This window comes from Arthrobacter sp. MDT1-48-3, assembly GCF_054511015.1.
In genome coordinates, this window is the sequence record NZ_JBTNDL010000008.1 from 1 (window position 1) to 25,808 (window position 25,808).

General features: G+C 71.3%; 21 protein-coding genes. 4 read left to right on the top strand and 17 right to left on the bottom strand.

The annotated features are described in order from the left end of the window. Positions 1-237: 237 nt before the first annotated feature. From tyrS to ACX80L_RS14825, 4 genes are read right to left on the bottom strand one after another with little or no spacing between them, the layout of a single operon-like run. The gene (gene tyrS / locus ACX80L_RS14810) at positions 238-1,563 is read right to left on the bottom strand and encodes a tyrosine--tRNA ligase (protein ID WP_133082265.1); all 1,326 of its coding nucleotides are present in this window, start codon (positions 1,561-1,563) and stop codon (positions 238-240) included. 12 nt (positions 1,564-1,575) lie between these two features. Next, positions 1,576-3,828 (bottom strand): HelD family protein, encoded by a 2,253-nt coding sequence (locus ACX80L_RS14815; RefSeq protein WP_459290558.1) that lies wholly within the window; start codon positions 3,826-3,828, stop codon positions 1,576-1,578. A 50-nt stretch (positions 3,829-3,878) separates the two neighbouring features. Beyond that, entirely contained in the window at positions 3,879-4,460 is a 582-nt protein-coding gene (locus ACX80L_RS14820; protein WP_208741701.1) for an adenine phosphoribosyltransferase, read from the bottom strand. A 2-nt stretch (positions 4,461-4,462) separates the two neighbouring features. Further along, complete coding sequence (locus tag ACX80L_RS14825) at positions 4,463-5,107, bottom strand: DNA-3-methyladenine glycosylase (protein ID WP_459290560.1); 645 nt, start codon at positions 5,105-5,107, stop codon at positions 4,463-4,465. Positions 5,108-5,199: 92 nt separating this feature from the next. On the opposite strand from ACX80L_RS14825, the gene ACX80L_RS14830 reads away from it, so the two are divergent. Both ACX80L_RS14830 and ACX80L_RS14835 read left to right on the top strand, forming a co-directional pair. After that, positions 5,200-6,822, top strand: coding sequence for a DNA-3-methyladenine glycosylase 2 family protein (locus tag ACX80L_RS14830; protein ID WP_459290562.1), 1,623 nt, complete (start codon positions 5,200-5,202; stop codon positions 6,820-6,822). Further along, positions 6,819-7,364 (top strand): methylated-DNA--[protein]-cysteine S-methyltransferase, encoded by a 546-nt coding sequence (locus ACX80L_RS14835; RefSeq protein WP_459290564.1) that lies wholly within the window; start codon positions 6,819-6,821, stop codon positions 7,362-7,364. Before ACX80L_RS14830 ends, ACX80L_RS14835 begins: the two co-directional genes overlap by 4 nt. 53 nt (positions 7,365-7,417) lie before the next feature. Here ACX80L_RS14835 and ACX80L_RS14840 read toward each other — a convergent pair whose 3' ends face one another. The 9 genes from ACX80L_RS14840 to argC all read right to left on the bottom strand — a co-directional run bounded on the left by ACX80L_RS14840 (position 7,418) and on the right by argC (position 18,344). Continuing rightward, complete coding sequence (locus ACX80L_RS14840; protein WP_459290566.1) at positions 7,418-9,346, bottom strand: ABC transporter ATP-binding protein; 1,929 nt, start codon at positions 9,344-9,346, stop codon at positions 7,418-7,420. A gap of 31 nt (positions 9,347-9,377) precedes the next feature. Beyond that, the gene (gene argH / locus ACX80L_RS14845; protein WP_459290568.1) at positions 9,378-10,979 is read right to left on the bottom strand and encodes an argininosuccinate lyase; all 1,602 of its coding nucleotides are present in this window, start codon (positions 10,977-10,979) and stop codon (positions 9,378-9,380) included. Continuing rightward, a complete protein-coding gene (locus ACX80L_RS14850) occupies positions 10,979-12,181 on the bottom strand; it encodes an argininosuccinate synthase (RefSeq protein WP_208740850.1) in 1,203 nt (400 codons plus the stop codon). The genes argH and ACX80L_RS14850 overlap by 1 nt, the downstream gene beginning before the upstream one ends. Positions 12,182-12,310: 129 nt before the next feature. Beyond that, complete coding sequence (locus ACX80L_RS14855; RefSeq protein ID WP_133082257.1) at positions 12,311-12,850, bottom strand: arginine repressor; 540 nt, start codon at positions 12,848-12,850, stop codon at positions 12,311-12,313. Continuing rightward, positions 12,847-13,809, bottom strand: coding sequence for an ornithine carbamoyltransferase (gene argF / locus ACX80L_RS14860; protein WP_459290570.1), 963 nt, complete (start codon positions 13,807-13,809; stop codon positions 12,847-12,849). The genes ACX80L_RS14855 and argF overlap by 4 nt, the downstream gene beginning before the upstream one ends. Continuing rightward, entirely contained in the window at positions 13,806-15,101 is a 1,296-nt protein-coding gene (locus ACX80L_RS14865; RefSeq protein ID WP_459290572.1) for an acetylornithine transaminase, read from the bottom strand. Before ACX80L_RS14865 ends, argF begins: the two co-directional genes overlap by 4 nt. Then, entirely contained in the window at positions 15,098-16,027 is a 930-nt protein-coding gene (argB, locus tag ACX80L_RS14870; protein WP_459290673.1) for an acetylglutamate kinase, read from the bottom strand. The genes ACX80L_RS14865 and argB overlap by 4 nt, the downstream gene beginning before the upstream one ends. Before the next feature lie 119 nt (positions 16,028-16,146). Next, a complete protein-coding gene (gene argJ, locus ACX80L_RS14875; protein ID WP_133082253.1) occupies positions 16,147-17,316 on the bottom strand; it encodes a bifunctional glutamate N-acetyltransferase/amino-acid acetyltransferase ArgJ in 1,170 nt (389 codons plus the stop codon). Then, a complete protein-coding gene (argC, locus tag ACX80L_RS14880) occupies positions 17,313-18,344 on the bottom strand; it encodes an N-acetyl-gamma-glutamyl-phosphate reductase (RefSeq protein ID WP_459290575.1) in 1,032 nt (343 codons plus the stop codon). Before argC ends, argJ begins: the two co-directional genes overlap by 4 nt. A 105-nt stretch (positions 18,345-18,449) precedes the next feature. On the opposite strand from argC, the gene ACX80L_RS14885 reads away from it, so the two are divergent. Beyond that, positions 18,450-19,415 (top strand): quinone oxidoreductase family protein, encoded by a 966-nt coding sequence (locus ACX80L_RS14885; RefSeq protein WP_459290577.1) that lies wholly within the window; start codon positions 18,450-18,452, stop codon positions 19,413-19,415. Positions 19,416-19,452: 37 nt separating this feature from the next. Here the strand turns inward: ACX80L_RS14885 and ACX80L_RS14890 are convergent, their stop codons facing one another. The 3 genes from ACX80L_RS14890 to pheS form a co-directional block, all read right to left on the bottom strand. Further along, positions 19,453-19,962 (bottom strand): neutral zinc metallopeptidase, encoded by a 510-nt coding sequence (locus ACX80L_RS14890; RefSeq protein ID WP_459290579.1) that lies wholly within the window; start codon positions 19,960-19,962, stop codon positions 19,453-19,455. Between the two features lie 848 nt (positions 19,963-20,810). Beyond that, a complete protein-coding gene (gene pheT, locus ACX80L_RS14895; RefSeq protein WP_459290581.1) occupies positions 20,811-23,354 on the bottom strand; it encodes a phenylalanine--tRNA ligase subunit beta in 2,544 nt (847 codons plus the stop codon). Continuing rightward, on the bottom strand, positions 23,355-24,437 hold the full coding sequence (gene pheS / locus ACX80L_RS14900) for a phenylalanine--tRNA ligase subunit alpha (RefSeq protein WP_459290582.1): 1,083 nt from the start codon (positions 24,435-24,437) through the stop codon (positions 23,355-23,357). Between the two features lie 204 nt (positions 24,438-24,641). On the opposite strand from pheS, the gene ACX80L_RS14905 reads away from it, so the two are divergent. Further along, positions 24,642-25,160 carry an eCIS core domain-containing protein gene (locus ACX80L_RS14905; protein ID WP_459290584.1) on the top strand — a complete coding sequence of 173 codons (519 nt, stop codon included), beginning with the start codon at positions 24,642-24,644 and terminating at the stop codon, positions 25,158-25,160. On the opposite strand, the gene pcp is transcribed toward ACX80L_RS14905, so the two are convergent. After that, a complete protein-coding gene (gene pcp, locus ACX80L_RS14910) occupies positions 25,138-25,776 on the bottom strand; it encodes a pyroglutamyl-peptidase I (RefSeq protein ID WP_459290586.1) in 639 nt (212 codons plus the stop codon). The two genes, ACX80L_RS14905 and pcp, sit on opposite strands and share 23 nt — an antisense overlap. Between the last annotated feature and the right edge of the window lie 32 nt (positions 25,777-25,808).

The following is a 25,808-nucleotide window of genomic DNA, read 5'->3' on the forward strand; positions in this document are numbered from 1 at the left end:
CAACAACAAGAGCCAACCCACCACAAATAAAAGGTAAATCCGCTACCGCTCAAGAGCGCACGAACCCACCACATGATTTGAAGGGGATGGTCACCCTCACCGGGGCAACTCCACAACTATACGACCATCCCGCCCCACCGGCAAATCCACCCGCGCCCCACCGATACCGGCCCCGGGAACAGACGTGCCGGCACCCCCGGATGGGGATGCCGGCACGAAAGGCAGGACGAGGAGGACCTATCGGACGACGTCGATCATCGCGAGGTTGCGCTTGCCGCGGCGGAGAAGGAGGTACCGACCGTGTAGCAGGTCCTCATCGCCGAACCTGTGGTCGGCGTCCGTGGCCTTCGTGTTGTTGACGTACGCGCCACCCTCGGCGACGGTCCGGCGGGCCGCGGAGTTGCTCGCGGACAGCCCCGACGCGACCAGGAGGTCGATGATCCCGAGTCCGTCCTTCGCGACGGAGACGGACTCGAGCTCCGCCGTCGCAGCCTGCAGCGTGGCGAGGTCGAGCCCACCCAGATCGCCCTGGCCGAAGAGCGCCGCGGACGCGGCGATGACCTTCTCGGTCGCCTCGACCCCGTGCACCAGCGAGGTCACGTCGTACGCCAGCGCTCGCTGCGCCGCCCGCTCGTGCGCACGCTCCGCCGTCGCCCGCTCCAGCTCCTCGATCTCGGCGCGGGTACGGAAGGTGAAGATCCGCAGGCGCTCGGCGACGTCGGCGTCCGAGGTGTTGAGCCAGAACTGGAACATCGCGTACGGGCTCGTCATCGCGGCGTCCAGCCAGATGGCATTGCCCTCGCTCTTGCCGAACTTCGTACCGTCCGAATTGGTGATCAGCGGGGTGCCGATCGCATGGACGCCCTTACCCTCGACCTTGCGCACCAGGTCGGTGCCGCTGGTCAGGTTCCCCCACTGGTCGGAGCCACCGGTCTGAAGGACGCATCCGTACTCACGGAACAGCTGCAGGTAGTCCATGCCCTGCAGGATCTGGTAGCTGAACTCGGTGTAGCTGATGCCCTCGTCGGAGTTCAGCCGCTTGGCCACAGTCTCCTTCTTGATCATCGTGCCCACGCGGAAGTACTTGCCCACATCGCGCAGGAAGTCGATGACGCTCATCGGACCGGTCCAGTCCAGGTTGTTCACCATCCGGGCGGCGTTGCCGCCGTCGAAGTCGAGGAACTTCTGCACCTGCCCCTGCAGGGAGCCGACCCACTCGGCGACGGTCTCCTTCGTGTTCATCGTCCGCTCCGCCGTCGGCCGCGGATCGCCGACGAGGCCCGTGGAGCCCCCGACGAGGCCCAGGGGCCGGTGCCCGGCGAGCTGGAGCCGTCGCATGGTCAGGAGCTGGACGAGGTTGCCCAGGTGCAGGCTCGGGGCCGTCGGGTCGAACCCGCAGTAGAACGTGATGGGCGGTCCTGCCAGCAGTTCCCTCAGTTCACCCTCGTCGGTGGACACATAGACCAGCCCACGCCACACGAGCTCGTCGTAGATGCTCGCGAAGGACGGATCGTTGCGCTGGCCCTCGAGGCCACTGACCGGGGTATCTGTTTGCTGGGACACCCCTACAAATTATCAGCCGGCAATACCAGCGGGAATTCGGCCGGTGGACATGACGCGCAGGCGCTGGGTGGGGCGTGTCATCGCCACGTACAGGTCTCCGACCCTCGCCGTGGCGGAGTCGAGCATCTCCTGGGGCTCGAGGATGACCACGCCGTCGAACTCGAGTCCCTTCGACTCGCGGGGACCGATGACGACGATGTCCTGGCCCGGACCACCCGCACCGGACCCCACGCGGTCGCCGTACCCGGGTGCCAGCGCCGCACGGGCGTCGGCCAGGAGGTCGTCCGGTGCGATGACGGCGAGCAGACCGCCGTCGATCGCCGCGAGTTCCTCCGGCAGGGCGCGCACCAGGGCGGGCAGGAGGTCCTGCACCGTATCGAGCACGGGTGCGAACCTCCCCTCCCGCACGGCTTTGGGAGCCGACACGACCAGGCCCGCCGCATTGGCCATCCGCACGGCTGCCTCGGCGATCTGGGAGGGGGTGCGGTAGTTGACCGTCAGCTCCTCGAGCTGCCAGCGGTCGCCCACGAACGGCTCGAGCGCCTGCTGCCAGGACCGTGATCCCGCGGCGGAACTGGTCTGGGCGATGTCGCCGACGATGGTGAAGGACTTCAACGGGCAACGCCGCATGAGCAGTCGCCACTGCATCGGGGACAGCTCCTGTGCCTCGTCCACCACGATGTGCCCGTAGGCCCACGTGCGGTCCCCGGAGGCGCGGTCGGCGGCGGACAGCCGGCTCGCGGACACGGCGTTGTGCTGCGCGAGGTCTGCCGCCGTCAGCACACCGTCCACCCCGGCATCCTCGAGCGAGGCGTTGACGTTCTCGAGGGCGCGCTCGGCGTTGGCGAGATCGCGCTTCTGCTCCTGCTCGCGGGCCGCGCTGTCACGCCCGGCGGAGGGATCGAGCTCGCCGAGCAGTTCGGCCGCCTCGTCGAGCAGGGGCACGTCCGCCTCGGTCCACGGAGCGTCGGCCGGTCGGGCCAGCGCGGCCAGTTCGTCGTCGCTCAGGCCCGGCGCTGCCGCACGCAGCAGTTCCGGGCGCGCGAACAACTCCGAGACGAGCTTCTGCGGCGTCAGGGGCATCCAGGCGAGGTTCAGTGCGATCCGCACGTCGCGTGCGCTCCGGACGTCCTCGGCCAGGTAGGAGCGGTCGGCGTTGTTCCCGCCACCCGACGACTCCTCGAGCTTGTCCAGCAACTGCTCGGTGAGCTCCCGCAGGAGGATCTTGACGAAAGTGACGCGGGCCTCGTTGTGCGGCTTCCCCGTGGCGCGCGCGCGCTCACGTGCCCGGGAGACCTGACGGGGCGTGAGCGTCAGCATGGTGCCTTCGACGTTGAGGCGCTTGTTCTCGGCGGGCACCCGTTCGCGGTTGGCGACGGCGGTCCTGATGACCTGTGCCATCTCGAGCCGGCCCTTGATGGCGGCGGCTTCCTCGCTGGCCTCCTGCACCGTCGTCACGCCCGGCATCAGGGTCCCGATCCCGGCCATGACGACCCCGGTCTCGCCGAGGGACGGGAGGACCCGCTCGATGTACTTCATGAAGGCGTCGGTGGGCCCGACCAGCAGCACGCCCGCCGACTTCAGCCGTTCCCGGTGCGTGTAGAGGAGGTACGCGGCCCTGTGCAGCGCGACAGCCGTCTTGCCGGTACCCGGGCCGCCCTGGACGACGGTGACACCGGGGAGGGGTGCGCGGATGATGCGGTCCTGCTCCGCCTGGATGGTCCCGACGATGTCGGACATCTGCCCCGTGCGCCGCGAGTTGAGTGCCGCGAGCAGGGCTCCCTCCCCCTGCAGCGAATCGTCGTCGCCCAGCAGGTCCACATCGAGGACGTCGTCCTCGATGGCGACGACGTCCCTCCGGGACAGGATCAGGTGGCGCCGGCGTCGGACGCCCATGCGCTCGAAGGCCGTGGCCTGGTAGAAGGTGCCCGCCTCCGGCGCGCGCCAGTCGACCATCAGCTGGCGAAGCTCCTCGTCGGAGAGACCGATGCGCCCGATGTAGCGCTTGTCGCCGCTGTCGAGGTCGAGTCGACCGAAGACCAGCCGATCGTCGACGGCGTTCAGCTGGGCCAGGCGATCCTCGTACATGGTGGCGAACGCGTCGCGCTCCGACCGGTTCTGGTGGGAACCCGCCGCCTGGGTGCGCCGGACCTCGGCGAGCTGCTGGGCCTTCTCGGCGCGGAGTTCATCGAGACGGCGGTACAGCCCGTCGACGTAGACGCGCTCGTAGTCCAGCTCGGCGTTGGCCTGGGATGTCTCGTGCATCGGGCACTTCCTTCTTCAAAGGCGGACCGTCAATTCTAGCGCGGTGGGCGTCACACGGTTTCCAGCGCGTGGACGGTCCGTCCCGCCAGGCTGGTCCGCCCGTCCAGGTCCCCGAGCTCGAGGACGACACCGCACCCCACGACGACGGCGCCGGCCTTTTCGAGCAACGCGCAGGCCGCGACGAGTGTTCCGCCCGTGGCGAGGACGTCGTCGAGCACCAGGACGCGCGCACCGGCGGGCAGGTCCGACTGGTGGATCTCGAGTGCTGCCTGGCCGTATTCGAGATCGTAGGACTCCCGGTACACCGCGCGCGGGAGCTTGCCCGCCTTCCGGACGGTGACGACACCCGTGCCGGTCGCATAGGCGACGGCGGCCGCGAGGAGGAAGCCACGGGCCTCGACTCCTGCCACGGCGTCGAACGACCCGGCGAACGGCGCCGACACCGCATCGACGACGGTACGGAAGGCCCGTGCGTCGGAGAAGACGGGAGTGAGGTCGCGGAACAGGATGCCCGGGGACGGGAAGTCGGGAACGACGGCACTCAGGCGGTCGATGGCTTCCCTCGCGTCGGCTGCGAGTCCCGCTGTACCTGGTGCCCGGGCCGGGGTCTCCCCGGCGTCCGCTCCGCTCATCGTCACGGATCAACCTTACGGGCTGCGGGCGGTCTGCCCGGACGGTACCGGGAGACGGTCGGGTCCTGCGGGAGCCAGAAGCGCCACGGGTACTCCCCGGTGCCGGCGACACCGCTCACGCCGACGCGCGGCCCCCGGCTGATCGCCGCGGGCGGCTCGCCGGGCAGGACGAGCCGGAAGGGATCTGCGAGGACGTCGGCGCCGTCGAACCGGCGATCCACTCCGAGCGCCTGCGCAAGGCGCGCCGGGCCCCGGGCGAGATCGAGGTCCGACGCCGGCTGGTTGCGTCGGGCGCGCGCGAGGTCCGCCCCCTCGACGATCTCGCCGGCGCGCAGCAGCAGACCCATCGCCCGTCCGTCGCTGCCGCACACGATGTTGGCGCAGTAGTGCATGCCGTAGGTGAAGTAGACGTACAGGTGACCGGCCGGCCCGAACATGGTCGCGTTCCGGGCGGTCCGTCCCCGGAACGCATGGGAGCCCGGATCGTCGGGGCCGAGGTAGGCCTCCACCTCGGAGATGCGTACCGTGACGCGGCCGTCGTCGTCCTGGTGGGTGAGGTGTGCGCCCAGGAGCCAGGGGGCGACGTCGAGCGCGCTGCCACCGAGCCTGGTCCGGATGTCCTCGCGTGTTCCGCTGTCCTCGGTCACCCGTCGACGGTAGCAAAGCCCCGACCGAGGAGGCCCGCGGCCATGTCCGAATCCCGCTAGTTCGAGCCTGCGGCCGGTGGCAGGATGGCGGCATGGACTTCTGGCAGCAGTACCGGGCGATCGATGGGCGTGACGTGCGCTTCGACGGGCAGTTCGTGACCGCCGTGTCGAGCACGGGCATCTACTGCCGCCCCTCATGCCCGGCGCGGACCCCCAAGCCGTCCAATGTCACCTTCTACCGGACGTCTGCCGCCGCCCACGACGCCGGGTACCGCGCCTGCAAGCGATGCCTCCCCGAGGCGGTTCCCGGCGATCCGGAATGGAACCTCCGCAGCGACGCAGCGGCGAGGGCGATGCGTCTCATCGCCGACGGCGAGGTGGATCGGACAGGCGTTCCCGGCCTCGCTGCCCGCCTCGGCTACTCCCCCAGGCACCTCAACCGCATCCTGAAGGACGAACTCGGTGCAGGCGCGCTCGCCCTGGCCCGGGCGCACCGCGCCCAGACGGCGCGTGCCCTGCTCACGGGTTCGCCGCTGCGCTTCGCCGCCGGGTTCGGCAGTATCCGGCAGTTCAACGACACGGTGCAGCAGGTCTTCGACCTCACCCCGCGTCAGGTGCGGGAAGCCTCCCGGCAGCGGTCCGGCGGCGCGGACGGCGGCGCGGACGGCGGCGCGGTCGAGGTCGGCGGACCCCTCCGGCTGTCGCTGTCCCTTCCCGTGAGGCTGCCGTACGACAACGGGATCTTCCGTTTCCTCGCCGCGCGTGCGATCGAGGGCGTGGAGCGAGGCACGGACCGGACCTACGAGCGGCTGCTCCGCCTGCCCGCCGGACCGGCCTGGTTCAGGGCAGGCGCCGTCGAGGCGCGCGGTGAGGGACAGGCGGTGCTGCCGGTGACGGTGTCCGTCGCGGGGCTGCGGGACCTGCCGGCGCTCCTGAGCCGCATCCGTCGCCTGTTCGACCTCGACGCCGATCCGGTGGCGATCGATGGTGCGCTCGCCCGCAGCCGGTACCTCACCGCCCTGGTCGCTGCCACACCCGGCATGCGCCTTCCCGGATCGCTCGATGCCGGGGAGACCTTGGTCCGTGCGATCGTCGGCCAGCAGGTCACCGTCGCTGCGGCGGCGAGGGCACTCGGCCGCCTCGCCGTTGCCGGCCCGGTGGTCGAGGCCCCGGGTACGGACCTGGACAGGATGTTCCCGACCGCCGACGAGCTCGCCGACATGCCCGAACCGCTCCTCCGCGGGCCGCGCCGCCGCAGGAGCACCCTGCGGGCGGTGGCACGGGCGCTGGCCTCGGGCACCCTGGAACTCGGCGTGGGATCCGATCCCGACGCACTGCGCGCGGACCTCCTGCGTTTCGACGGCGTCGGGCCGTGGACGGCGGACTACGTCACAATGCGCGTCCTCGGCCACCCGGACGTCTCCCTGCCCTCCGATGCCGCGGTCCGCAGCGGCTGGTCGCGGCTCGTCGGACGGACCGACCACCGCGCAGTACCTGCCGACGCGCGGCGCCCTCCGGACGCCGATGATCTCCCGTCCCCTCCGGTCCTGGGCGAGGCCCTGGCCGAAGTGCGGCCGTGGCGCTCCTACGCGATGCTGCACCTCTGGCGTGCCGCCGGGGCGCCGGACGACACCGCCGTCGTCGGGCCGCCGACCCCCGTCGTCCCGGCGACCGCGTACCCTGTTCCCATCGATCGAACGGACACACAGCCATGACCACCACGCTCGCCGCACCTCCGCTCCTCCGCGGAGCGACCACCACCACGGTCGACACCCCCGACGGCCCGTTCACCGTCATCGAGGCGGAAGGCTCCGTCCTCTCCTCCGGCTGGACGGAGCTGGCGTCCGACCTGACCGGGCAGATCCATCCGAGCATCAGGGCCGCGAGTTTCGACCCGGCGGCGTCCGCCGTGCAGCCCATCCTCGACGCCGTGTCCCGGTACTACGACGGCGATTTCGACGCGATCACCGCTGTGCGCGTGCGGCAGGTCTCGGGACCCTTCCGGGCACACGCGTGGGAGATCCTACGCACGGTGGAGCCGGGGGCGCCCGTCACCTACCTCCAGTACGCCGAGCGGGCGGGCAATCCCACCGCCGTCCGTGCCGCTGCTGGCGCCTGCGCGAAGAACGCCGCCGCCCTCTTCGTGCCGTGCCACAGGATCATCCGCACCGACGGGTCCCTGGGCGGCTTCCGCTGGGGACTGCCGGTGAAGCGGCGGCTGCTCGACCGCGAGGCAGGGCGTTCGACCGCTTTCTGAGCAGGGAGAGCCGGCACAGCAGGAAGCACGGCAGCAGCACCGACCGCACCCGGTCAGGCCGCCACCAGTCGCTGGCGGTAAGCCATGTCGCGGTAGAGATCGCTCTCCTCCAACAGTTCTTCGTGCGTCCCGACGGCCGTGACCCGGCCCTGGTCCAGCACCACGATCTGGTCGAAGTCCGCCACGGTCGACAGGCGGTGCGCGACGACGACGACGGTGCGATCACGCGAGGCCTCCCCCAGCGTCTGCTGGAGCAACTGCTCCGTCCGGGAATCGACCGCGGAGGTCGGCTCGTCCATCAGCAGGACCGGACGGTCCGCGAGGATCACGCGTGCCCAGGCGAGGCGCTGCCGTTGCCCGCCGGAGAGCCGGATGCCGTCCTCCCCCAGGTTGAGGTCCAGCCCGTCGGCGGTTCGGTCCCCGAGCGCATCGAGGCCGACGGCGGACAGGACGCGGCGGAGCAGGACGTCCGTGGCGTCAGGGGCGGCGAGCCGGAGATTGTCGGCCAGCGTCCCGCTGAGGACCGGCGCCTCCTGCTCGACGAGGCCGATCCGTGAGCGGAGCTCGGAGCGCGGCATCTCCGACAGTGCTGTGCCGTCGTAGGTGATGCTGCCGCCCGTGGGCTCGTAGAACCTCTCCAGCAGCGCCAGCACCGTGGATTTCCCGGCACCGGAGGGACCGACGAGCGCCGTCCTGCTCCCGGCGGGGACGGTGAAACTGACGCCGTCGAGCACGGGTCGGCCCTCGCCCGGAGGCTCCTCCGCGTCCGGGCGGCCCTGAGGGATCGGCGAGGCGGTCCCGTCCGGGGAACGGGCCGCCGTCGCGCCGCCGTCCTCAGCGTCCGACGCGTAGCGGAAGGTGACATCGCGCAGCTCGATCGAACCTGCGGGTGGACCGGCTGCCCGGATCGTGCGGAAGGGTCCCGCCGACGCGTCCCGGAGAGCCGCCGCCGTCTCCGGCGCCGGCTCCCGGATCGATGCTTCGCCCGTGGCCGGGAAGGGGCGGGCCTCGTCCGCCCGCTCCGGGTCGAGCCGGGCGATCTCCTGGATGCGGTCCAGCGCGGCGAGGCCCGACTGGATCTGGACGAAGGCGCTCATCGCCGACCCGATCGGCATCACGAGGAGGAACAGGTAGAGGATGAACGCGATCAGGTCGCCGAGCCGCAGCTCTCCTGCAGCCACGCGGATCCCGCCGACGGCGAGGACCACGATGAAGGCGCCCTGGATGCAGATCGACATGATGGGCTGGACGGCGGCCTGCAGGCGGGCCATGGCGATGCCGGCGCGATAGGCCCGCGACGCCTCGACGTCGATCACGGCGGCTTCGCGATCCTCGGCGACGGAGGCCTTGATGGTCCTGATGCCCGAGAGGCCGCGCTCCACCGCCGCCGTCATCGATCCCACGGCATCCTGCACGTCCCGGCTCCGCCGGCGGATGAGGCGGCCGAGGAACAGGACCCCGCCCGCGCCGAGGAGGACGGCGGACAGCGTGATCCCGAACAGCAGCGGGTCGATCAGCACCATCAGGACGACGGCGGCGCAGAACATCAGGATGGACGACACGATCTCGAAGAGACCGGAGGTGATGACGCTCCGCATCAGGGTGGTGTCGGAGCCCACCCGGGACATGAGGTCCCCGACGCGCCTCCTGTCGAACTCCCGGATGGGCAGCGCCAGGAGTTGTCCGACCAGGGACCGCCGCACGCCGAGCACCACCGACTCCGCCGTCCGCTGCAGGAGGTAGGACTGCGCGGCCCCGAACACGGCGCCACCCAGCGTGATGGCAACCAGGAACCAGACGAACACGGTGGCCGGGCGGCTCGCGGACACGGCGTTGACGAGCTGCTGGACCATCAGCGGCTGCGCGATCGACAGGCCGGTGGAGACGAGGGAGACGACGGCGACGAGGAGGAGCACACGCATGTGTCCCCTCAGATAGGGGAAGAACTCCCGCAGGGTGGCACGCGGTGCGGTGGGCTGCATCCTCACACAGTGCGCCGGGCGCTGGCGGGTGTCAAAGCCCTTCGCGGCAGGCGTAGCGGCGGCTGATCCCGACCGCCGTAGCGGCGGCTGGCACCGGCAGGGGTAGCGGCGGCTGGCACCGGCAGGGGTAGCGGCGATCGGGACTCCGCCAGGCGGCGAGGTACCCCTCGACGCCCTCGAGTCCGGTCCGCAGCGCTGCGAGCTGGCGCCGGACGGCGGTCGGAGCCGTGCCGCCCTGGGCGTCACGGCTCGCCAGTGATCCCTCGACCGTCAGCACCTCGCGCACGGCAGGCGTCAGGTGGTCGGAGATGCCCGCGAATTCCTCGTCCGTCAGGTCCCACAGCTCGACGCCGCGCTGCTCGGCGACGCGGACGGCAGCACCGGACAGCTCGTGAGCCTCCCGGAACGGTACGCCCTGACGCACGAGCCACTCGGCGATGTCGGTCGCCAGGGCGAAACCCTGGGGTGCGAGCTCCGCCATACGAGCGGTGTTGAACACCAGCGTCGCGATCATCCCGGAGACGGCCGGCAGCAGCACCTCGAGGGTGTCGACGGCGTCGAAGACGGGCTCCTTGTCCTCCTGCAGATCGCGGTTGTAGGCCAGTGGCAAGCCCTTGAGCGTCGCGAGCAGGCCCGTCAGGTCACCGATCAGCCGGCCCGCCTTGCCGCGCGCGAGTTCGGCGACGTCGGGGTTCTTCTTCTGCGGCATGATCGAGGATCCGGTGGAGAAGGCGTCGTCCAGGGTGACGAAGGAGAACTCCTTCGTGGCCCAGAGGATGATCTCCTCGCTCACGCGGGAGAGGTCGACGCCGATCATCGCGGTCACCCAGGCGAACTCGGCGTACACGTCGCGTGAGGCCGTGCCGTCGATGGAGTTGTGCGTCGCCGAGAAGAACCCGAGGTCCGCTGCCACCGCCTCGGGATCGAGACCCAGCGACGAACCCGCGAGCGCTCCCGAGCCGTAGGGCGAGACCCCTGCACGGCGGTCCCAGTCCTGCAGCCGCTGCACGTCGCGTAGCAGTGCCCACGCATGGGCGAGCAGGTGGTGGCTCAGCAGGACCGGCTGGGCGTGCTGCAGGTGCGTCCGCCCGGGCATCGGCGCCTCGAGGTGCGCCTCCGCCTGGTCGACGAGCGCGCCGATCGTGGCGAGGACGCCGCGGGCGATGATGCGGGCGTGGTCCCGCAGGTACATCCGTCCCAGCGTCGCCACCTGGTCGTTGCGGGAGCGGCCGGCGCGCAGCTTGCCGCCGAGGGCCGGCCCCGCACGCTCGATGAGGCCGCGCTCGAGCGACCCGTGCACGTCCTCGTCGCTCTCGGCCGGGACATAGGCGCCCGATCGCACGTCGGCGTCGAGGCGGTCCAGGGCATCGATCATGCCGGCCAGTTCGGCGTCGTCGAGCAGTCCGGCCCTGTTCAGGACGCGCGCGTGCGCGCGGGAGCCCTCGATGTCGTACGTCGCCAGCCGCCAGTCGAAGTGGGTCGACTTGCTCAGCGCGGCGAGGGCGTCGGCGGGGCCGCCGGCGAACCGGCCGCCCCACAGCGAACCCTCGTTCGTCCCCGGGCGCCCCCCACCCTCGCTTCGCTCGGCCGGGGACCCCTGCGCTCGTGGGCCGCCGTCGTGCTGTGGGACCATCAGGCGCCTGCCCGCTGGTCCCGGCTCGATGCGACCTTGGACGAGAGGCCGAAGATCTCGATGAAGCCGCGGGCCATCGACTGGTCGAACGTGTCGCCGGAGTCGTAGGTCGCGAGGTTGAAGTCGTAGAGGGCGACGTCGGAACGGCGGCCCGTGACCGTCGCACGGCCACCGTGGAGGTCCATGCGGATGTCCCCGGTCACGTACTTCTGCGTGTCGTCGACGAACGTGTCGAGCGAGCGCTTGAGCGGGGAGAACCACTGGCCGTCGTACACCAGTTCGGTCCAGCGCTGGTCGACCGTCTTCTTGAAGCGGGCCTGCTCGCGCTCGATCGTCACGTTCTCGAGTTCGCGGTGTGCGGCGATGAGGGCCATCGCGCCGGGCGCCTCGTAGATCTCGCGGCTCTTGATGCCGACGAGGCGGTCCTCCACGATGTCGATGCGGCCGATGCCCTGGGCGCCCGCACGGCGGTTGAGCTCCTCGATGGCCTGCAGCGGGGTGACGGCGTTGCCGTCGATCGCGACGGGGATGCCCTCCTTGAAGGAGATGGTGACCTCGTCCGCGGCGGGCGGGAACTCGGGCGACTCGGTGTAGTCGTAGACGTCCTTGGTCGGCGCGTTCCAGATGTCCTCCAGGAAGCCGGTCTCGACGGCCCGACCCCAGACGTTCTGGTCGATGGAGAACGGGTTCTTCTTGGTGGTCTCGATCGGCAGGCCCTTCTCCTCGGCGAAGGCGATGGCCTTGTCACGCGTGAGGGCGAGGTCCCGGACGGGTGCGATGCACTTCAGGTCCGGGCCGAGGGTCTGGATGCCGACCTCGAACCGGACCTGGTCGTTGCCCTTGCCGGTGCAGCCGTGGGAGACGGTCGTGGCGCCGAACTGGCGGGCGGCTGCGACGAGGTGCTTGACAATGACGGGACGGGACAGCGCCGAGACGAGCGGGTACGCGTCCATGTAGAGGGCGTTCGCCTTGAGCGCGGGCATGCAGTAGTCGGTGGCGAATTCGTCGCGGGCGTCCGCCACGTAGGCTTCCACGGCACCGCAGCCGAGGGCGCGCTGGCGGATGGTCTCGAGTGATTCGCCGCCCTGTCCGACGTCGACGGCCACGGCGATCACCTCGGCCCCGGTGGCTTCGGCGATCCAGCCGATGGCGACGGAGGTGTCGAGTCCGCCGGAGTAGGCGAGGACGATGCGTTCGGTCACGGGATGTGCTCCTTCGATTGTCCGGGCGGGGCGCCCGTGGGTCGTCTGTTCGTAGCTGGTGTCACGAGGTGGTTCGGGTGGTCTGGAGGTGGCGCGGGGCGCACTGGTGCCAGCCTATCGGCGCGGGCGTCAGGACTGCTCGGCGGGTCCCTGCGGTTCCTGTGCGAGTCCGAGGAAGCGTTCGGCGACGGCGGCGCCGCCGTCGGGTTCCCGGCTCACGAGCATCACGGTGTCGTCCCCCGCGATGGTGCCCAGGATGGACGGCATCACGGAGTGGTCGATGGCCAGGGCGAGGAAGTTCGCGGCTCCCGGCGGCGTCCGGAGGATGACGATGTTGCCCGAGGACTCGGCCGTCACCAGCAGTTCGTTGCACAGCTTCGCGAGCCGTGCGTCGAGGATCTCCTGCGAGACGCCGCTCTGGGCGTGGCGGCCGCCGCCCTCCACGGGCACGGCGTAGACGAGCGCGCCGTCGGCTCCCCGGACGCGCACGACGCCGAGCTCCACGAGGTCCCGCGACAGGGTGCCCTGGTTCACCTGCACACCGTCCGCGGCGAGGAGCGCGGCGAGCTCCACCTGGGAGCGCACGGACTGCGCCGTGAGGAGATCCGTGATGCGTGCGTGCCGCGCCGTCTTCGTGGTGGGACGCACGGGATCGCGCTGGACGGTCATGGCGTCCGCTCCGGGCCCTGCCCGGTGGATCGGGCCACGAGCCACGTCATGAGCGCCTTCTGCGCATGCAGCCGGTTCTCCGCCTCGTCCCACACGAGGGACTGCGGGCCGTCGATGACCTCGGCGGCGATCTCGTAGCCGCGGTACGCGGGCAGGCAGTGGAGCACGACGGCGTCGGGCGCCGCCTGCGCCATGGCCGCCGCGTCCACGGCGTACGACCGGAACAGCTCCTGCCGGGCGTCCTTCTCGTCCTCCTGGCCCATCGAGACCCAGGTGTCGGTGGCGACGACGTCCGCACCGGCGAGGGCGACGGCGGCGTCGGTGGTGACGAGGACGGACCCGCCGGTCTCGGCGGCCCGCGCCTCGGCGGCGGCCACGACCGCGGGTCCGGGCAGGTAGCCCTCCGGCCCGGCGACCCGCACGTGCATCCCCGCGGTGGCGCCAGCGAGCAGGTAGGAGTTCGCCATGTTGTTGGCGCTGTCCCCCAGGTAGGTCATGGTCAGCCCGGCGAGGGCGCCCTTGTGTTCGCGGATGGTGAGGAGGTCCGCGAGCAGCTGGCACGGGTGGTAGTCGTCGGACAGGGCGTTGATGACGGGGACGCTCGACGCCGCGGCCATCTCCTCGAGTCCGGCCTGGGCGTAGGTGCGCCAGACGATCGTCGCGACCATCCGCTCGAGCACCTTCGCCGTGTCGGTGATGGTCTCCTTGTGCCCGAGTTGCGAGTCGCCCGCGCCGATGATGAGCGGCACGCCGCCGAGGTCGGCGATCCCGGCGGCGAAGGAGACCCGGGTGCGCGTGGAGGTCTTGTCGAAGATCACCGCGACCGTCCTGCGTCCGGCGCCCTCTCCCGCGAAGGGGGCGTGCGCGTAGGGGGCCGCCTTGAGTTCCGCGGCGAGGTCGAGGACCTCCGCCTGCTCCGCCGGCGAGAGGTCGGTGTCGACGAGGAAGTGACGCGTCATGCTGATGCCTCCCGGGCTGGGGTCTGGGCGGTGCGGAGGATGGCGGGCAGGGCGTCGAGGAACGTCGCCGCCTGCTCGGTGGTGAGGATGAGCGGGGGCGCGAGGCGGAGGGTCGACGGACCGGTCGCGTTGATGATGAACCCCGCGGCGAGCGCGGCCTGGACCGCAGCGGGAGCGTGCTCGCCGTCGAGGTCGAATCCGATCAGCAGGCCCTCGCCGCGGACGGCTGCGACGCCGTCGACGGCGGTGAGGCCGGCACGGAGGTACGCGCCGACGTCGGAGGCGTGCTGCAGGGCACCCATGGATTCCAGCGCGTGCAGGGTGGCGAGGCCGGCGGCCGTGGCCACGGGATTCCCGCCGAAGGTGGTGCCGTGCTGGCCTGCACCGATCAGCCCCGAGACGTCCTCGCCGAAGGTGACGAGGGCTCCGACCGGGAAGCCCCCGCCGAGGCCCTTGGCGAGGGTCATGGCGTCCGGGACCACGCCGTCGACCGCCTGGTGCGCGAACCAGTGGCCGGTCCGCGCGATACCGGACTGGACCTCGTCGAGGATCAGGAGGGCACCGTGCTCGCGGGTCAGTTCGCGGGCGGTGCGGAGGTACTCCGGTGAGAGCGGACGGACGCCGGCCTCACCCTGGATGGGCTCGAGGACCAGTGCGGCCACGGAGCCGTCCATGGCCTCGCGGAGGGCGTCGGTGTCGTTGAAGGGGATGTGCTCGACGCCGGCCGGCAGGGGCTCGAACGGCTCCCGGTAGGCCTTCTTGGATGTGAGGGCGAGGGCACCCATGGTGCGCCCGTGGAAGGCGCCGTCGAGCGCGAGGATGCGGCGCCTCCCGGAGGTGCTGTTCCTGCGGGCGAGCTTGACGGCGGCCTCGAGTGCCTCCGTGCCGGAATTGGTGAAGAACACGCGCGAGCCGGCGGGTGCCTGTGCCAGTGCGAGCAGCTTCTCGGCGAGCGCCACCTGCGTGGGGCTCGTGAAGAAGTTCGAGATGTGGCCGAGGGTGGCGAGCTGGCTCGAGACGACGGAGGTGACGAAGGGGTGCGCGTGGCCGAGGGCGTTCACCGCGATCCCGCCGAGCAGGTCGAGGTACCGGGTACCGTCCGCGTCCCACACGTAGCAGCCCGACCCGCGGACGAGGACGCGCTGCGGCGTCCCGAAGACACCCAGGAGCGCTCCGTTGTAGCGCGCGAGCCACTCCGCGCCGGAGTCACCGCCCGTGAGCACGTCAACGGCGCCATCGGCTGCCGGCGCTGCCGCGTGCCGTCCATGGGTCGCGATGGCGGTCTCGTTCATGCCTGTGCTCCTGCTGGATCGGTGGGTGCTGGACCGGTGGACCTGGTGCTCGTGGGCACGACGCCGGGCACGACGTCGGGCACGACCTGCGTGCCGATGCCGGCGGTGGTGAACGTCTCCAGCAGCATGGAGTGGGCCAGGCGTCCGTCGACGATGTGGGCCCGTTCCACGCCGGCCTCGACGGCCTGCAGGCATGCCGCCATCTTCGGGATCATGCCGGACTGGAGGCTCGGCAGGAGTTCGCGGAGCTGCGCCGCGGAGAGGGAGGAGATGAGCGACGAGCGGTCCGGCCATGCGGCGTACAGGCCCTCGACGTCGGTGAGGATGACGAGCTTCGACGCCCCGAGTGCGGCGGCCAGGGCGGCGGCCGCGGAGTCGGCGTTGACGTTCAGGACCTGCTGGGTGGCGTCGCCGTCGGCGTCGTACTCCGGGGCGACCGTCGAGATCACGGGGATGCGGCCGGCCTGCAGGATGTCCAGGATGGCGCCGGGGTGGACGGCGGTCACCTCGCCGACGAGGCCCAGGTCCACCTGCTCGCCGTCGACGACGGTGCCGGTGCGGACGGCGCGGAGGAGCCCGCCGTCCTCGCCGGAGAGCCCGACGGCGTAGGGGCCGTGGGAGTTGATGAGGCCCACGAGCTCCCGGCCCACCTGGCCGGTGAGGACCATCCGGACCACGTCCATGGCCTCGGGGGTCGTGACGCGCAGTCCCCCCTTGAACTCGGACTCAATGCCGAGGCGTCCGAGCATCGCATTGATCTGCGGGCCGCCGCCGTGCACCACGACGGGACGGATGCCGACGTGGTGCAGGAACACGATGTCCTCGGCGAAGGCGCGGCGCATCTCGTCGTCGACCATGGCGTTGCCGCCGTACTTGATGACCATCGTGGTGCCCGCGAAGCGCTGGATCCAGGGCAGGGCCTCCATCAGGGTGGCGGCCTTGTCCTGGGCCCTCAGGGTCGATGCCGACGGGGTCGTGCCGGGTGTGGTGCCGGGTGTCGTGCCTGTCGTCGTGTCGTTCGTCGTGTCGGTCATGGCGTCTCCCGTCAGCTCGAGTAGGCGGAGTTCTCGTGCACGTACTCGTGCGTGAGGTCGTTGGTCCAGATCGTGGCGGACGCGGAGCCGGCAGCGAGGTCGATCTCCACGGTGACGTCGCGCCCGGTGAGGTCCACGAGGTCGCGGGAGTCACCGATGCCGCCGTTCCGACAGATCTGCACGCCGTTCATCGAGACGTTCAGCCGGTCCGGTTCGAATGCGGCGTCCGTCGTGCCGACTGCGGCGAGCACGCGTCCCCAGTTGGGGTCGTTGCCGAAGATGGCGGTCTTGAAGAGGTTGGACCGGGCGACGGCGCGGCCGACCGTCTCGGCGTCGCGCTCGGAGGCCGCGTTGACGGTCCGCACGGCGATGGTGTGGCTGGCGCCCTCGGCATCGTTGATGAGCTGCGCGGCGAGGTCGAGGCAGACGTCCGTCAGGGCCGCGGTGAACTGCGCCTGGTCGGGGGCCACGCCCGCCGCGCCGGAGGCGAGGAGCACGACGGTGTCGTTGGTCGACATGCAGCCGTCGGCGTCCGTACGGTCGAAGCTGACCCGCGTGGCCTCGCGCAGCGCTGCGTCGAGGGCCGCGGGATCCAGCGCCGCGTCCGTGGTCAGCACCACGAGCATCGTGGCGAGGCCGGGGGCGAGCATGCCGGCTCCCTTGGCCATGCCGCCGATCGCGTAGCCCTCGCTCGCCGAGTCGGCGGTCGCCGGGTAGCGGGCCTCCTTCGGAACGGTGTCCGTGGTCATGATCGCCTCGGCCGCGGTCGGGCCGCCTCCCCTGCCGAGGGACCCGGCCGCGCCGGTCACGCCCGCGAGGAGCCGGTCCATGGGGAGCTGCTCGCCGATCAGGCCCGTGGAACAGACGAAGACGTCCGTCGCAGAGACGCCGAGGAGTTCCGCCGTGGCCTCGGCCGTGCGATGCGTGTTCTGGAATCCCTCCGGGCCGGTGCAGGCGTTGGCGCCGCCGGAGTTGAGGACGACGGCGTCCACGCGTCCGTCCGAGACGACCTGGCGGGACCACAGCACGGGCGCGGCGGCGACCCGGTTGGTGGTGAAGACGGCTGCGGCGTTGTGCAGCGGACCGTCGTTGGCGACGAGCGCGACGTCAGGTTTACCGGTGCTCTTGAGGCCGGCGGCCACGCCTGCGGCACGGAACCCGCCCGGGTAGGTGATGCTCACGGTGCGATCCCCTGGATGGTCAGGCCCGCGGTCTCGTCGAGTCCGAGGGCGATGTTCATGGACTGCACGGCTCCGCCGGCGGTCCCCTTGGTGAGGTTGTCGATGACGCTGCTGACGACCACGCGGCCCGCATGCTCGTCGAAGGCGAGCTGCAGGTTCACGTAGTTCGAGCCCAGCACGGACTTCGTCGAGGGCCACTGGCCCTCGGGGAGGACGCGGACGAAGGGTTCCTCTGCGTACGCGGACTCCCAGGCGTCCCGGAGCCGGGCATGGTCGACACCCGCGCGCACCTTCGCGGTCGCGGTCGTCAAGATGCCCCTGGCCATGGGGGCGAGGGTCGGCGTGAAGGACAGCGAGACGCGTTCGCCGGCGGCGAGGCTGAGGCCCTGCTCGATCTCGGGGGTGTGGCGGTGGCCGCCGCCGACGCCGTACGGGCTCATCCCGCCTATCACCTCGGAGCCGATGAGGTTCGGTTTGGCGGCCTTGCCCGCGCCGGAGGTGCCGGAGGCGGAGACGATCACGACGTCGTCGGGCTCGAGGAGTCCCGCGGCGAAGCCGGGGGTGAGCGCGAGGAGCGCGCTGGTCGGATAGCACCCGGGGACGGCGATGCGCCGGGCCCCCGCAAGATCCGCACGGGAACCCGGGAGCTCCGGGAGGCCATACGGCCAGGTCCCGGCATGGGCCGATCCGTAGAACTTCTCCCACGCGGCGGGATCCTGCAGGCGGTGGTCGGCCCCTGCGTCGATCACGAGGGTCTCCGGTGACAACTGTGCGGCGATCTCCGCACTGGCGCCGTGCGGGAGGGCCAGGAAGACGACGTCGTGCCCCGCGAGCACCTCGGGCGAGGTCTCCTGCAGCACCCGGTCGGCCAGGGAATGGAGGTGGGGTTGCAGCTCGCCGAGGCGTGCTCCCGCGTTGCTGTGGGCCGTGATCGCGCCGATCTCGATCCCCGGGTGGTTGGCGAGGAGGCGCAGGAGCTCTCCTCCGGCGTAGCCACTGGCGCCGGACACGGCTGCGGTGAACGTCATGAGCCCAGCGTACAGCAAGGGTATGCATGCCGGCACATAATCATGCATATCGAATTCGGGGCGGCGGGAATAGCATGAGGACACGCCACCGAAAGGACCAGCATCATGCCCTCTGCCATCGTCGTCTCCGAACCCGGCGGTCCGGACGTCCTCACACTCGCGACCGTGGACAGGCCCGATGTCGGACCCGGGCAGCTCCTGGTGAAGGTCGCTGCGGCCGGCGTGAACTTCATCGAGACGTACCAGCGCAGCGGCGCCTATCCGATGCAGTATCCCTTCACGCCGGGAGCCGAAGCGGCCGGGACGGTGGAGGCCGTGGGGGCGGACGTCCGGGGCTTCGGAACGGGCGACCGGGTCGCCTTCGCCGAGGGCAAGGGGACCTACGGGGAGTTCGCCGTCGTCGACGCCGACAAGGCGCTCCCTGTGCCCGACGGCGTGGACCTCGAGACGGCTGCCGCCCTCCCCCTGCAGGGCATGACCGCCCACTACCTGATCAACTCGACGTTCGCCATGCAGCCCGGCCAGACGGTCCTCGCGCACGCGGGCGCCGGCGGCGTGGGCCTCCTGCTGATCCAGCTGCTCAAGGCGAAGGGCGCGCGCGTGATCACGACGGTGTCGACGCCGGAGAAGGAGGAGCTGGCCCGCGGTGCGGGGGCCGACGAGGTCCTGCGGTACGAGGACTTCGCCGGCGCGGTCCGTGACCTCACCGACGGCACCGGGGTGGACGTGGTGTACGACGGGGTGGGCAGGGCGACCTTCGACGAGTCCCTGCGCTCGCTCCGGATCCGCGGGACGCTCGTCCTCTACGGCGCGGCGTCCGGGCCGGTACCGCCGGTCGATCCGCAACGCCTCAACAGCGGTGGCTCGATCTTCCTCACCCGTCCCACGCTGGCGCACTACCTGCTGACACCCGAGGAGCGGCGCTGGCGGTCCGAGGAACTGTTCGGTGCCGTGGCCGCAGGGCAGCTCGATGTCCGCGTCGGCGCGCGCTACGCCCTCGCCGACGCGGCACGGGCCCACGAGGACCTCCAGGCCAGGCGCACCACGGGCAAGGTGCTGCTCCTGCCCTGAGCCGTCCCGGGCCGCCGGGAAGCGGGCGATGTACGGCTCATCCCCAGTAGGCCGCGATGCAGTCCCCGGGTCTGCCTCCCGCGGCGCCGAGGAGAAAGGCGTCGCGCCGTTCCTGGCCCGACCCGTAGCCGGTGGCCGACTGCGCGACCCCCATCGCCGCGACGGCCGCGAACGCCCCGTGGACCGCGGCCGGGCCCAGGGCCTCGGGCAGGTACCGGGTGGAGAGCCACGTGCCGGCGAGGCAATCGGCGATCAGTTCGCGATTGGCTCCCGTGAACACCGGAACCGGGTCGGAGGATGCCTCGAACCAGTGGAGAGCGAGTTCATGCTGCACGTGGTGCCCGAATTCGTGGGCGAGCACCAGTGCCACGGCGAACTCCCCGGCGCTTCCGGTGGTGGATCCCGCGCTCCACAGGTGCTGGAGGGTGGTCACCGGAAGAATGATCATGCCGTTGTCCGAGTCTCCGGCGTGACGGGGGTTCGCCGGGTCGTCGGGGTCGTAGGGATCCACCGGGCAGTAGTAGGCGTTGGGGTGGTCGTGCTCCACCGTGATGCGGTGCGAGGTGTGCGGATCCCTGCAGTGTGAGGAATGGGTCCTCCCCGGCGGGATGAGGTGTAGTAGACCACTGGCTCTCCCAGCCCGTTGTCGTCGAACCAGGCGCTCCACTGCGTATCGAGGTCGCGGAGCACCCCGAGGAGGTAGGAATGCATGGGCCCGGCAGCCCCGGGCTGCGGCGCGCGGCTGCGAGGCGGCACGCGAGCGGGGACTGCCGGTGCCATCGGGAGCAGGCAGGAAGTGCCTGCCTGCGGGCATCTCCCGCCGTCGGCCGTCCGCCCGGTCCCCGACGGTTCCGCCCCCGGGCGCGGCGAACCGGACCACCGCTGCGGCTCAGCGGCCCCTGTCCGGGCGGACGATCGGGATCCGTCCCAAGAAGCGTGACGGCTCGGAGGAGGATCAACGGGCACATCGGTCTGGGCCGGTGGCGGGGTGCATGCCGCGAGCAGCCACAGGGCGGGCAGGCAGAGAGTGAGGGTGCGGGCTGGACGGGAGGATGTGCCGGCCATGGGGAGGGCTTCCGACAAGGACTGCTGCGGTCCTGGAGCGGCTCCCCGCGCAGGCCGGACCAGGTGGATAAGCGGGCAGGGCCGTGCCACTGCCCGAAACGGCACAGCTCCCGCGTGGATCTGAGGCCTGTGCGCAGGGAGCCGGCCCGGTGAGCACCGTTGCAACGCCGTGGTTGCTGCGTCAATCGTAGATCGATTCCTCCCGCCCGTACATGGGCCGGAAGGCGTCGTTCAGAGGTGCCGGCGTTCCTCCGGAGCGGCCCTCTGCGGGCACGCGCTCCGTACGGGGGCGACGGCGGCAGCTCCGGACGGGCCCGGAGCTGCCGTCGCTCAGCGCTGGACCGCGCCGAACCGATCTCCTGCCAGCGCGACTGCGGCATCGCGTGCCGCGCTGGCCTCGTCCGCCGTCAGGGTGCGGTCCGGGGCGCGGAACCGCAGGGCGAAGGCCAGCGACTTCCGTCCCTCGCCGATGCCCTGTCCGGTGTACACGTCGAACAGGCTGACGTCCTCGAGGAGCTCCCCTGCGCCTTCACGGAGCGTCTCGAGCACGTCCCCCGCGACCACCCCGGCGTCGACCACGAGGGCCACGTCCTGCGTGGCCGGCGGGTAGGTGGACAGCGGCCGCGCGACGATGACGTCCGCTGCGGCGTCGAGCAGGAGGTCCGCGTCGACCTCCAGCGCCACGGTGCGCGCCGGCAGGTCCTGCGCGGCGATCAGCTTCGGGTGGAGCTCACCCGCGTAGCCCAGCACCTCTCCGCTGCGCAGCGAGAACTCCGCGGTGCGTCCCGGGTGGAACGCCTGGTGGCTCCCCTGCCGCACGACGACGTCGACCCCGGCGACCTGTGCCATCAGCCGGACGACGTCCACAGCGTCGGCCCAATCCCAGGCGCGCGGGACGACGCCTGCCGACGGCGCCGCCTCGTGGCCCGTGAACAGTGCAGCGATGGTCTGCGGCTGGTCCGGGATACCGGCGTACAGGGCGTCCAGGACCTCGTCGTCGGGCCGGGCACCGAGCGGCGGGATGGATGATGTGCCGAGCACGTCCCCCGGCAGGAAGACGGCGCCCGTCTCGAACAGGGCCAGGTCACGGAAGCCGCGCGAGGAGTTGCGCTTCGCGAGCTCCACCAGACCGGGGAGGATCGACCGGCGCAGGTATCCGAGCTCCGCGCTGAGCGGGTTCGCGAGCTTGACCGAGGCGACGGCAGCTCCCTCGTCCGGCGTGCCGAAGACGGCGTTGGCGTGCCCGCTGACGAACGGGTAGGACAGCACCTCCGTCAGTCCTGCCGCGGCGAGCGCGTTCAGGAGCCGGCGGCGCTGCTGCTGCAGGCGGGTCAGGCCGCGTCCCGGAGGCGCGACGGGCAGGGTGGACGGGATCGTGTCGTAGCCGACGAGCCGGATGATCTCCTCGGTGAGGTCCTCGCGGGTCTCGAGGTCGGTGCGCCAGCTCGGCACCGTGACCCGGTATCCGCCGTCGGCGTCCGCCACGGCTGCGCCGAGGTCGGTGAGCGTCCCCCGGATCTGCTCGTCCGTGAACGGCCGTCCGATCAGGCGGGCCGGGAAGTCGGCCGCCAGCTCCAAGACGCGCGGCTCCGGGGCCTGGCCGGCGTCCGTCGCGGTGTCGTCGACCGTGCCGCCCGCGAGCTCGAGGAGGAGTTCGACGGCGCGCTGCGCGGCGACGTCCGCCACGTTCCAGTCCACGCCGCGCTCGAAGCGCTTGGACGCCTCCGAGGGCAGCCGGTGGCGGCGCCGGGACCGGCCGATACCGACCTCCTCGAAGTGGGCGGACTCGATGAGGACGTTGCGGGTGTCCCCCGAGACCTCGGTCGCCGCGCCGCCCATGACGCCGGCGATCCCGATGGGGCCGGTCGCGTCGGTGATCAGCAGGTCCTCGGCGTCGAGCGTACGCTCCCGGTCGTCGAGGGTCCGCAGCGTCTCCCCTGCGACGGCACGGCGGACCACGATGTCGCCCGAGAGCTTGTCGAGGTCGTAGAAGTGCAGCGGCTGGCCGAGTTCGAGCATCACGTAGTTCGAGATGTCGACCACGAGGGAGATGGAGCGGATCCCGGCGAGGCGGAGGCGCGCGGACAGCCACGGCGGGGTGGGACGCGACGGGTCGACGCCGCGGACGGTCCGGGCGACGAAACGGTCGCAGCCCTGCCTGCCGTAGATGGGGGCCGAGTCCTCGAGGCGCACCGGGTAGCCGGGGCCCGCCGCGGTGGGGACGACGACGGCGGCTGCCGGGTCCGTGAACGCCGTCCCGGTGGCGTGCGCGTATTCGCGTGCGACGCCCCGGATGGAGAAGCAGTACCCGCGGTCGGGGGTCACGTTGATCTCGGCGGCTTCGTCGTGCAGGCCGAGGAGTTCCATGGCGTCCGTGCCCACCTCGGGGTCGAGCCCCAGGGTGGAGAGCACCAGGATGCCGTCGTGGTCCTCACCGATGCCGAGTTCGCGCACCGACGCGATCATGCCGGCGGACACGTGGCCGTAGGTCTTGCGGGGGCTGATGCGGAAGTCACCGGGAAGGACCGCTCCGGGCAGGGTGACGACCACCTTGTCGCCCTCGACGAAGTTGTGGGCACCGCAGACGATGCCCTGCACGCCGGAGGGGTCGATACCGTCGCCCGTGAGCGTCTGCTCGGCGCCCTCGGGCACCACGCGGACGGTGCACCAGTTGATGGTCTTGCCGTTGGACTGCGGTTCCTTGACGAGGCTGAGCACCTGGCCGACCACGATGGGACCGGTCAGCTCGTCGCCGGGACGATGGACGTCCTCTTCCTCGAGGCCGACCTTCACGAGCTCGGCCATCACGTCTTCCGCGGTCGCATCCGCGGGCACGGCTGCGTACTCGCGCAGCCAGGACAGTGGGATTCTCACCTAGATCTCCATCCCGAAGTGTTCGCTGAAACGTACATCGCCCTCGATCATGTCCCGCATGTCGCTGACCTCGTTGCGGAACATGAGGGCCCGTTCGATCCCCATGCCGAAGGCGAACCCGGAGTACACGTCCGGGTCGATCCCGGTGGCGCGGAGCACGTTCGGATGAACCATGCCGCAGCCGCCCCACTCGATCCAGCGCGGGCCGCCCTTGGCGCCGGGATGCCAGATGTCGAGCTCTGCACTGGGTTCGGTGAACGGGAAGTAGTTGGGGCGCAGGCGTACCTTCGCCTCGTCGCCGAAGAGCTGGCGCGTGAAGTGCTCCAGGGTGCCCACGAGATCGGCCATGGTGAGGCCCTTGTCGATCGCGAGTCCCTCGAACTGGTGGAAGACGGGGGTGTGGGTGGCGTCGAGCTCGTCGGTGCGGAACACCTTGCCCGGGCACAGGACGTAGATGGGCAGCTCGCGCTCGAGCATGGAGCGCACCTGGACGGGCGAGGTGTGCGTGCGCAGCACGAGGTGCGCCTCGGGCGGCTCCACGAAGAAGGTGTCCTGCATCTCGCGGGCCGGGTGGTCCGGCTTGAAGTTCAGCGCGTCGAAGTTGAACCACTCGGACTCCAGTTCGGGGCCTTCTGCGATCTCCCAGCCCATGCCCACGAAGACGTCGCTGACACGTTCCTGCAGCGTGGACAGGGGGTGGCGTGCCCCGGGCCGACGACGGCGGGGGGCGGCGGTGACGTCCACGGCCTCCTCGACGAGGATCCGGGCATCGCGCTCCGCTTCGAGCTCCGTCGTACGGGACGCCAGGGCGGAGTTGATCCGGCCGCGGGCGGGCCCGATGTTCTTGCCCGCCGCGGACTTCTGTTCCTTCGGCAGGGCGCCGATCCCCCGGTTCGCGAGGCTCAGCGGCGACTTCTCGCCGGTGTGCGCGATCCGGACCCCCTTGAGCGCGTCGAGGTCGGCTGCGGCTGCGATGTCGGCGAGCGCGGCGTGGACCGCGGCGGCGACCGACGCGGCGTCCAGCGGATCGGGGACGGGGGCGCCCGGGCCGCCTGGCCCGGCGTGCTCTGGGGTTTCGGACATGGGGTTTGCTTACCTTGCACTCTCGGTGTGCGGCGGGCGGTCTGCGGACAGTCCGGGCCGTGGACAGGAAAACGCCGGGTCGCAGCGGGGCGCACCGGCGTGTCAAGTCTAGGCGACGGGCTCGGCGGCACCACAACCGCACCTGCCGCCGGACCTGCCGCCGGACCTGCTGCCGGGCGGCGCGGTGCGCCGTACGATGACGGCATGACGCCGGGACTCGTACCGTTCCTCAACTGGATCAACCTGTCGACGCCGTGCGGGCTCGCTGTCGCGACCCTCTCGGGTTGCCGGGTCTCACCGGGCCCTCACGGGATCCTGCTCGCGGAGGGGTACCGCCGCCGCCTGCCGAGGGCGCGTGCCTTCACGGTGGGCAGCGTGGTGCTGCTCAGGGGGCGGGTGCCCGACGGCGCTCCCGCGGGTTTCGCCCAGCTCCTGGAGCACGAGGCCCGCCACACCCGGCAGTACGCCGCCTGCCTCGGGCTCCCCTTCCTCCCGGCCTACCTGCTGGCGGCGGCGTACTCGCTGCTGCGGACCGGCGACCCGGCGTCGCGCAACCTGTTCGAACGGAACGCCGGACTGGTCGACGGCGGCTACCGCGAGCGACCGCTCCGGCCGCTCGCAGGCGTGGTTCGGAACATCCTGTCCCTGCGGGGGCGCCGGGCCGTCCTAGGTGCGGCACGTCCCGACGGCCGGTCCCGCGTCAGTGCTCCGCGCCCGCGGTGATCCGGGCGTCCGCCGTCGTGCCGGCCGCCGTCGTCGCGATGGCCACGAGGGCCGCGGCCATGTCCTCGATGGGGAGGCCTGCCTGCCGATGGGCCCCGCCCTGCTCCGTCGAGTACGGGACGTGGACGAAACCGCCGCGGACCCCCGGGTTGTCCGCGAGGAGCGACATCAGGCCGTAGAAGATGTGGTTGCAGACGTAGGTGCCCGCCGTCTGCGAGACCTCCACCGGTACGCCCAGCGCCGCCACGGCCTCGCGGCACGCCTTGATGGGCAGGGAGGAGAAGTACGCCGCCGGCCCCCCGGGCACCACGGGCTCGTCGATGGGCCGGCACCCGGCGTTGTCGGGGATGCGCGCGTCGTCCACGTTGATCGCCACGCGCTCGATCGAGACGCGCTCCCGACCGCCGGCCTGCCCGACGCCCAGGACGATGCCCGGACGGTACCGCTCGAGAGCGGCCTCGAGCACCTCGATGCTCCGCCCGAAGACGCACGGGACCTCGACGGCGACGGCCTGCTGTCCTTCGGCGGTGAGGAGGGCTGCGGCCCGCCGGGCGGCGAGCCAGGACGGATTGGTCGCTTCTCCCCCGAAGGGTTCGAAACCTGTCAGCAGGATCATGCTGACAGCCTAGACGACCGCCGTCCCACCAC

Excerpts from the sequence above, each read along its gene's own strand:
- argC (WP_459290575.1), bottom strand. The coding sequence starts at position 18,344 with ATGACGTTCACCGCAGCCGTGTCCGGCGCCAGTGGCTACGCCGGAGGA.
- argF (WP_459290570.1), bottom strand. The coding sequence starts at position 13,809 with ATGACGCGTCACTTCCTCGTCGACACCGACCTCTCGCCGGCGGAGCAG.
- pheS (WP_459290582.1), bottom strand. The coding sequence starts at position 24,437 with ATGTCCGAAACCCCAGAGCACGCCGGGCCAGGCGGCCCGGGCGCCCCC.
- ACX80L_RS14840 (WP_459290566.1), bottom strand. The coding sequence starts at position 9,346 with ATGCAGCCCACCGCACCGCGTGCCACCCTGCGGGAGTTCTTCCCCTAT.
- ACX80L_RS14855 (WP_133082257.1), bottom strand. The coding sequence starts at position 12,850 with ATGACCGTCCAGCGCGATCCCGTGCGTCCCACCACGAAGACGGCGCGG.
- ACX80L_RS14905 (WP_459290584.1), top strand. The coding sequence starts at position 24,642 with ATGACGCCGGGACTCGTACCGTTCCTCAACTGGATCAACCTGTCGACG.
- ACX80L_RS14865 (WP_459290572.1), bottom strand. The coding sequence starts at position 15,101 with ATGAACGAGACCGCCATCGCGACCCATGGACGGCACGCGGCAGCGCCG.
- argH (WP_459290568.1), bottom strand. The coding sequence starts at position 10,979 with ATGGTCCCACAGCACGACGGCGGCCCACGAGCGCAGGGGTCCCCGGCC.
- pcp (WP_459290586.1), bottom strand. The coding sequence starts at position 25,776 with ATGATCCTGCTGACAGGTTTCGAACCCTTCGGGGGAGAAGCGACCAAT.
- ACX80L_RS14815 (WP_459290558.1), bottom strand. The coding sequence starts at position 3,828 with ATGCACGAGACATCCCAGGCCAACGCCGAGCTGGACTACGAGCGCGTC.
- ACX80L_RS14835 (WP_459290564.1), top strand. The coding sequence starts at position 6,819 with ATGACCACCACGCTCGCCGCACCTCCGCTCCTCCGCGGAGCGACCACC.
- ACX80L_RS14820 (WP_208741701.1), bottom strand. The coding sequence starts at position 4,460 with ATGAGCGGAGCGGACGCCGGGGAGACCCCGGCCCGGGCACCAGGTACA.
- argB (WP_459290673.1), bottom strand. The coding sequence starts at position 16,027 with ATGGAGGCCCTGCCCTGGATCCAGCGCTTCGCGGGCACCACGATGGTC.
- ACX80L_RS14885 (WP_459290577.1), top strand. The coding sequence starts at position 18,450 with ATGCCCTCTGCCATCGTCGTCTCCGAACCCGGCGGTCCGGACGTCCTC.
- ACX80L_RS14830 (WP_459290562.1), top strand. The coding sequence starts at position 5,200 with ATGGACTTCTGGCAGCAGTACCGGGCGATCGATGGGCGTGACGTGCGC.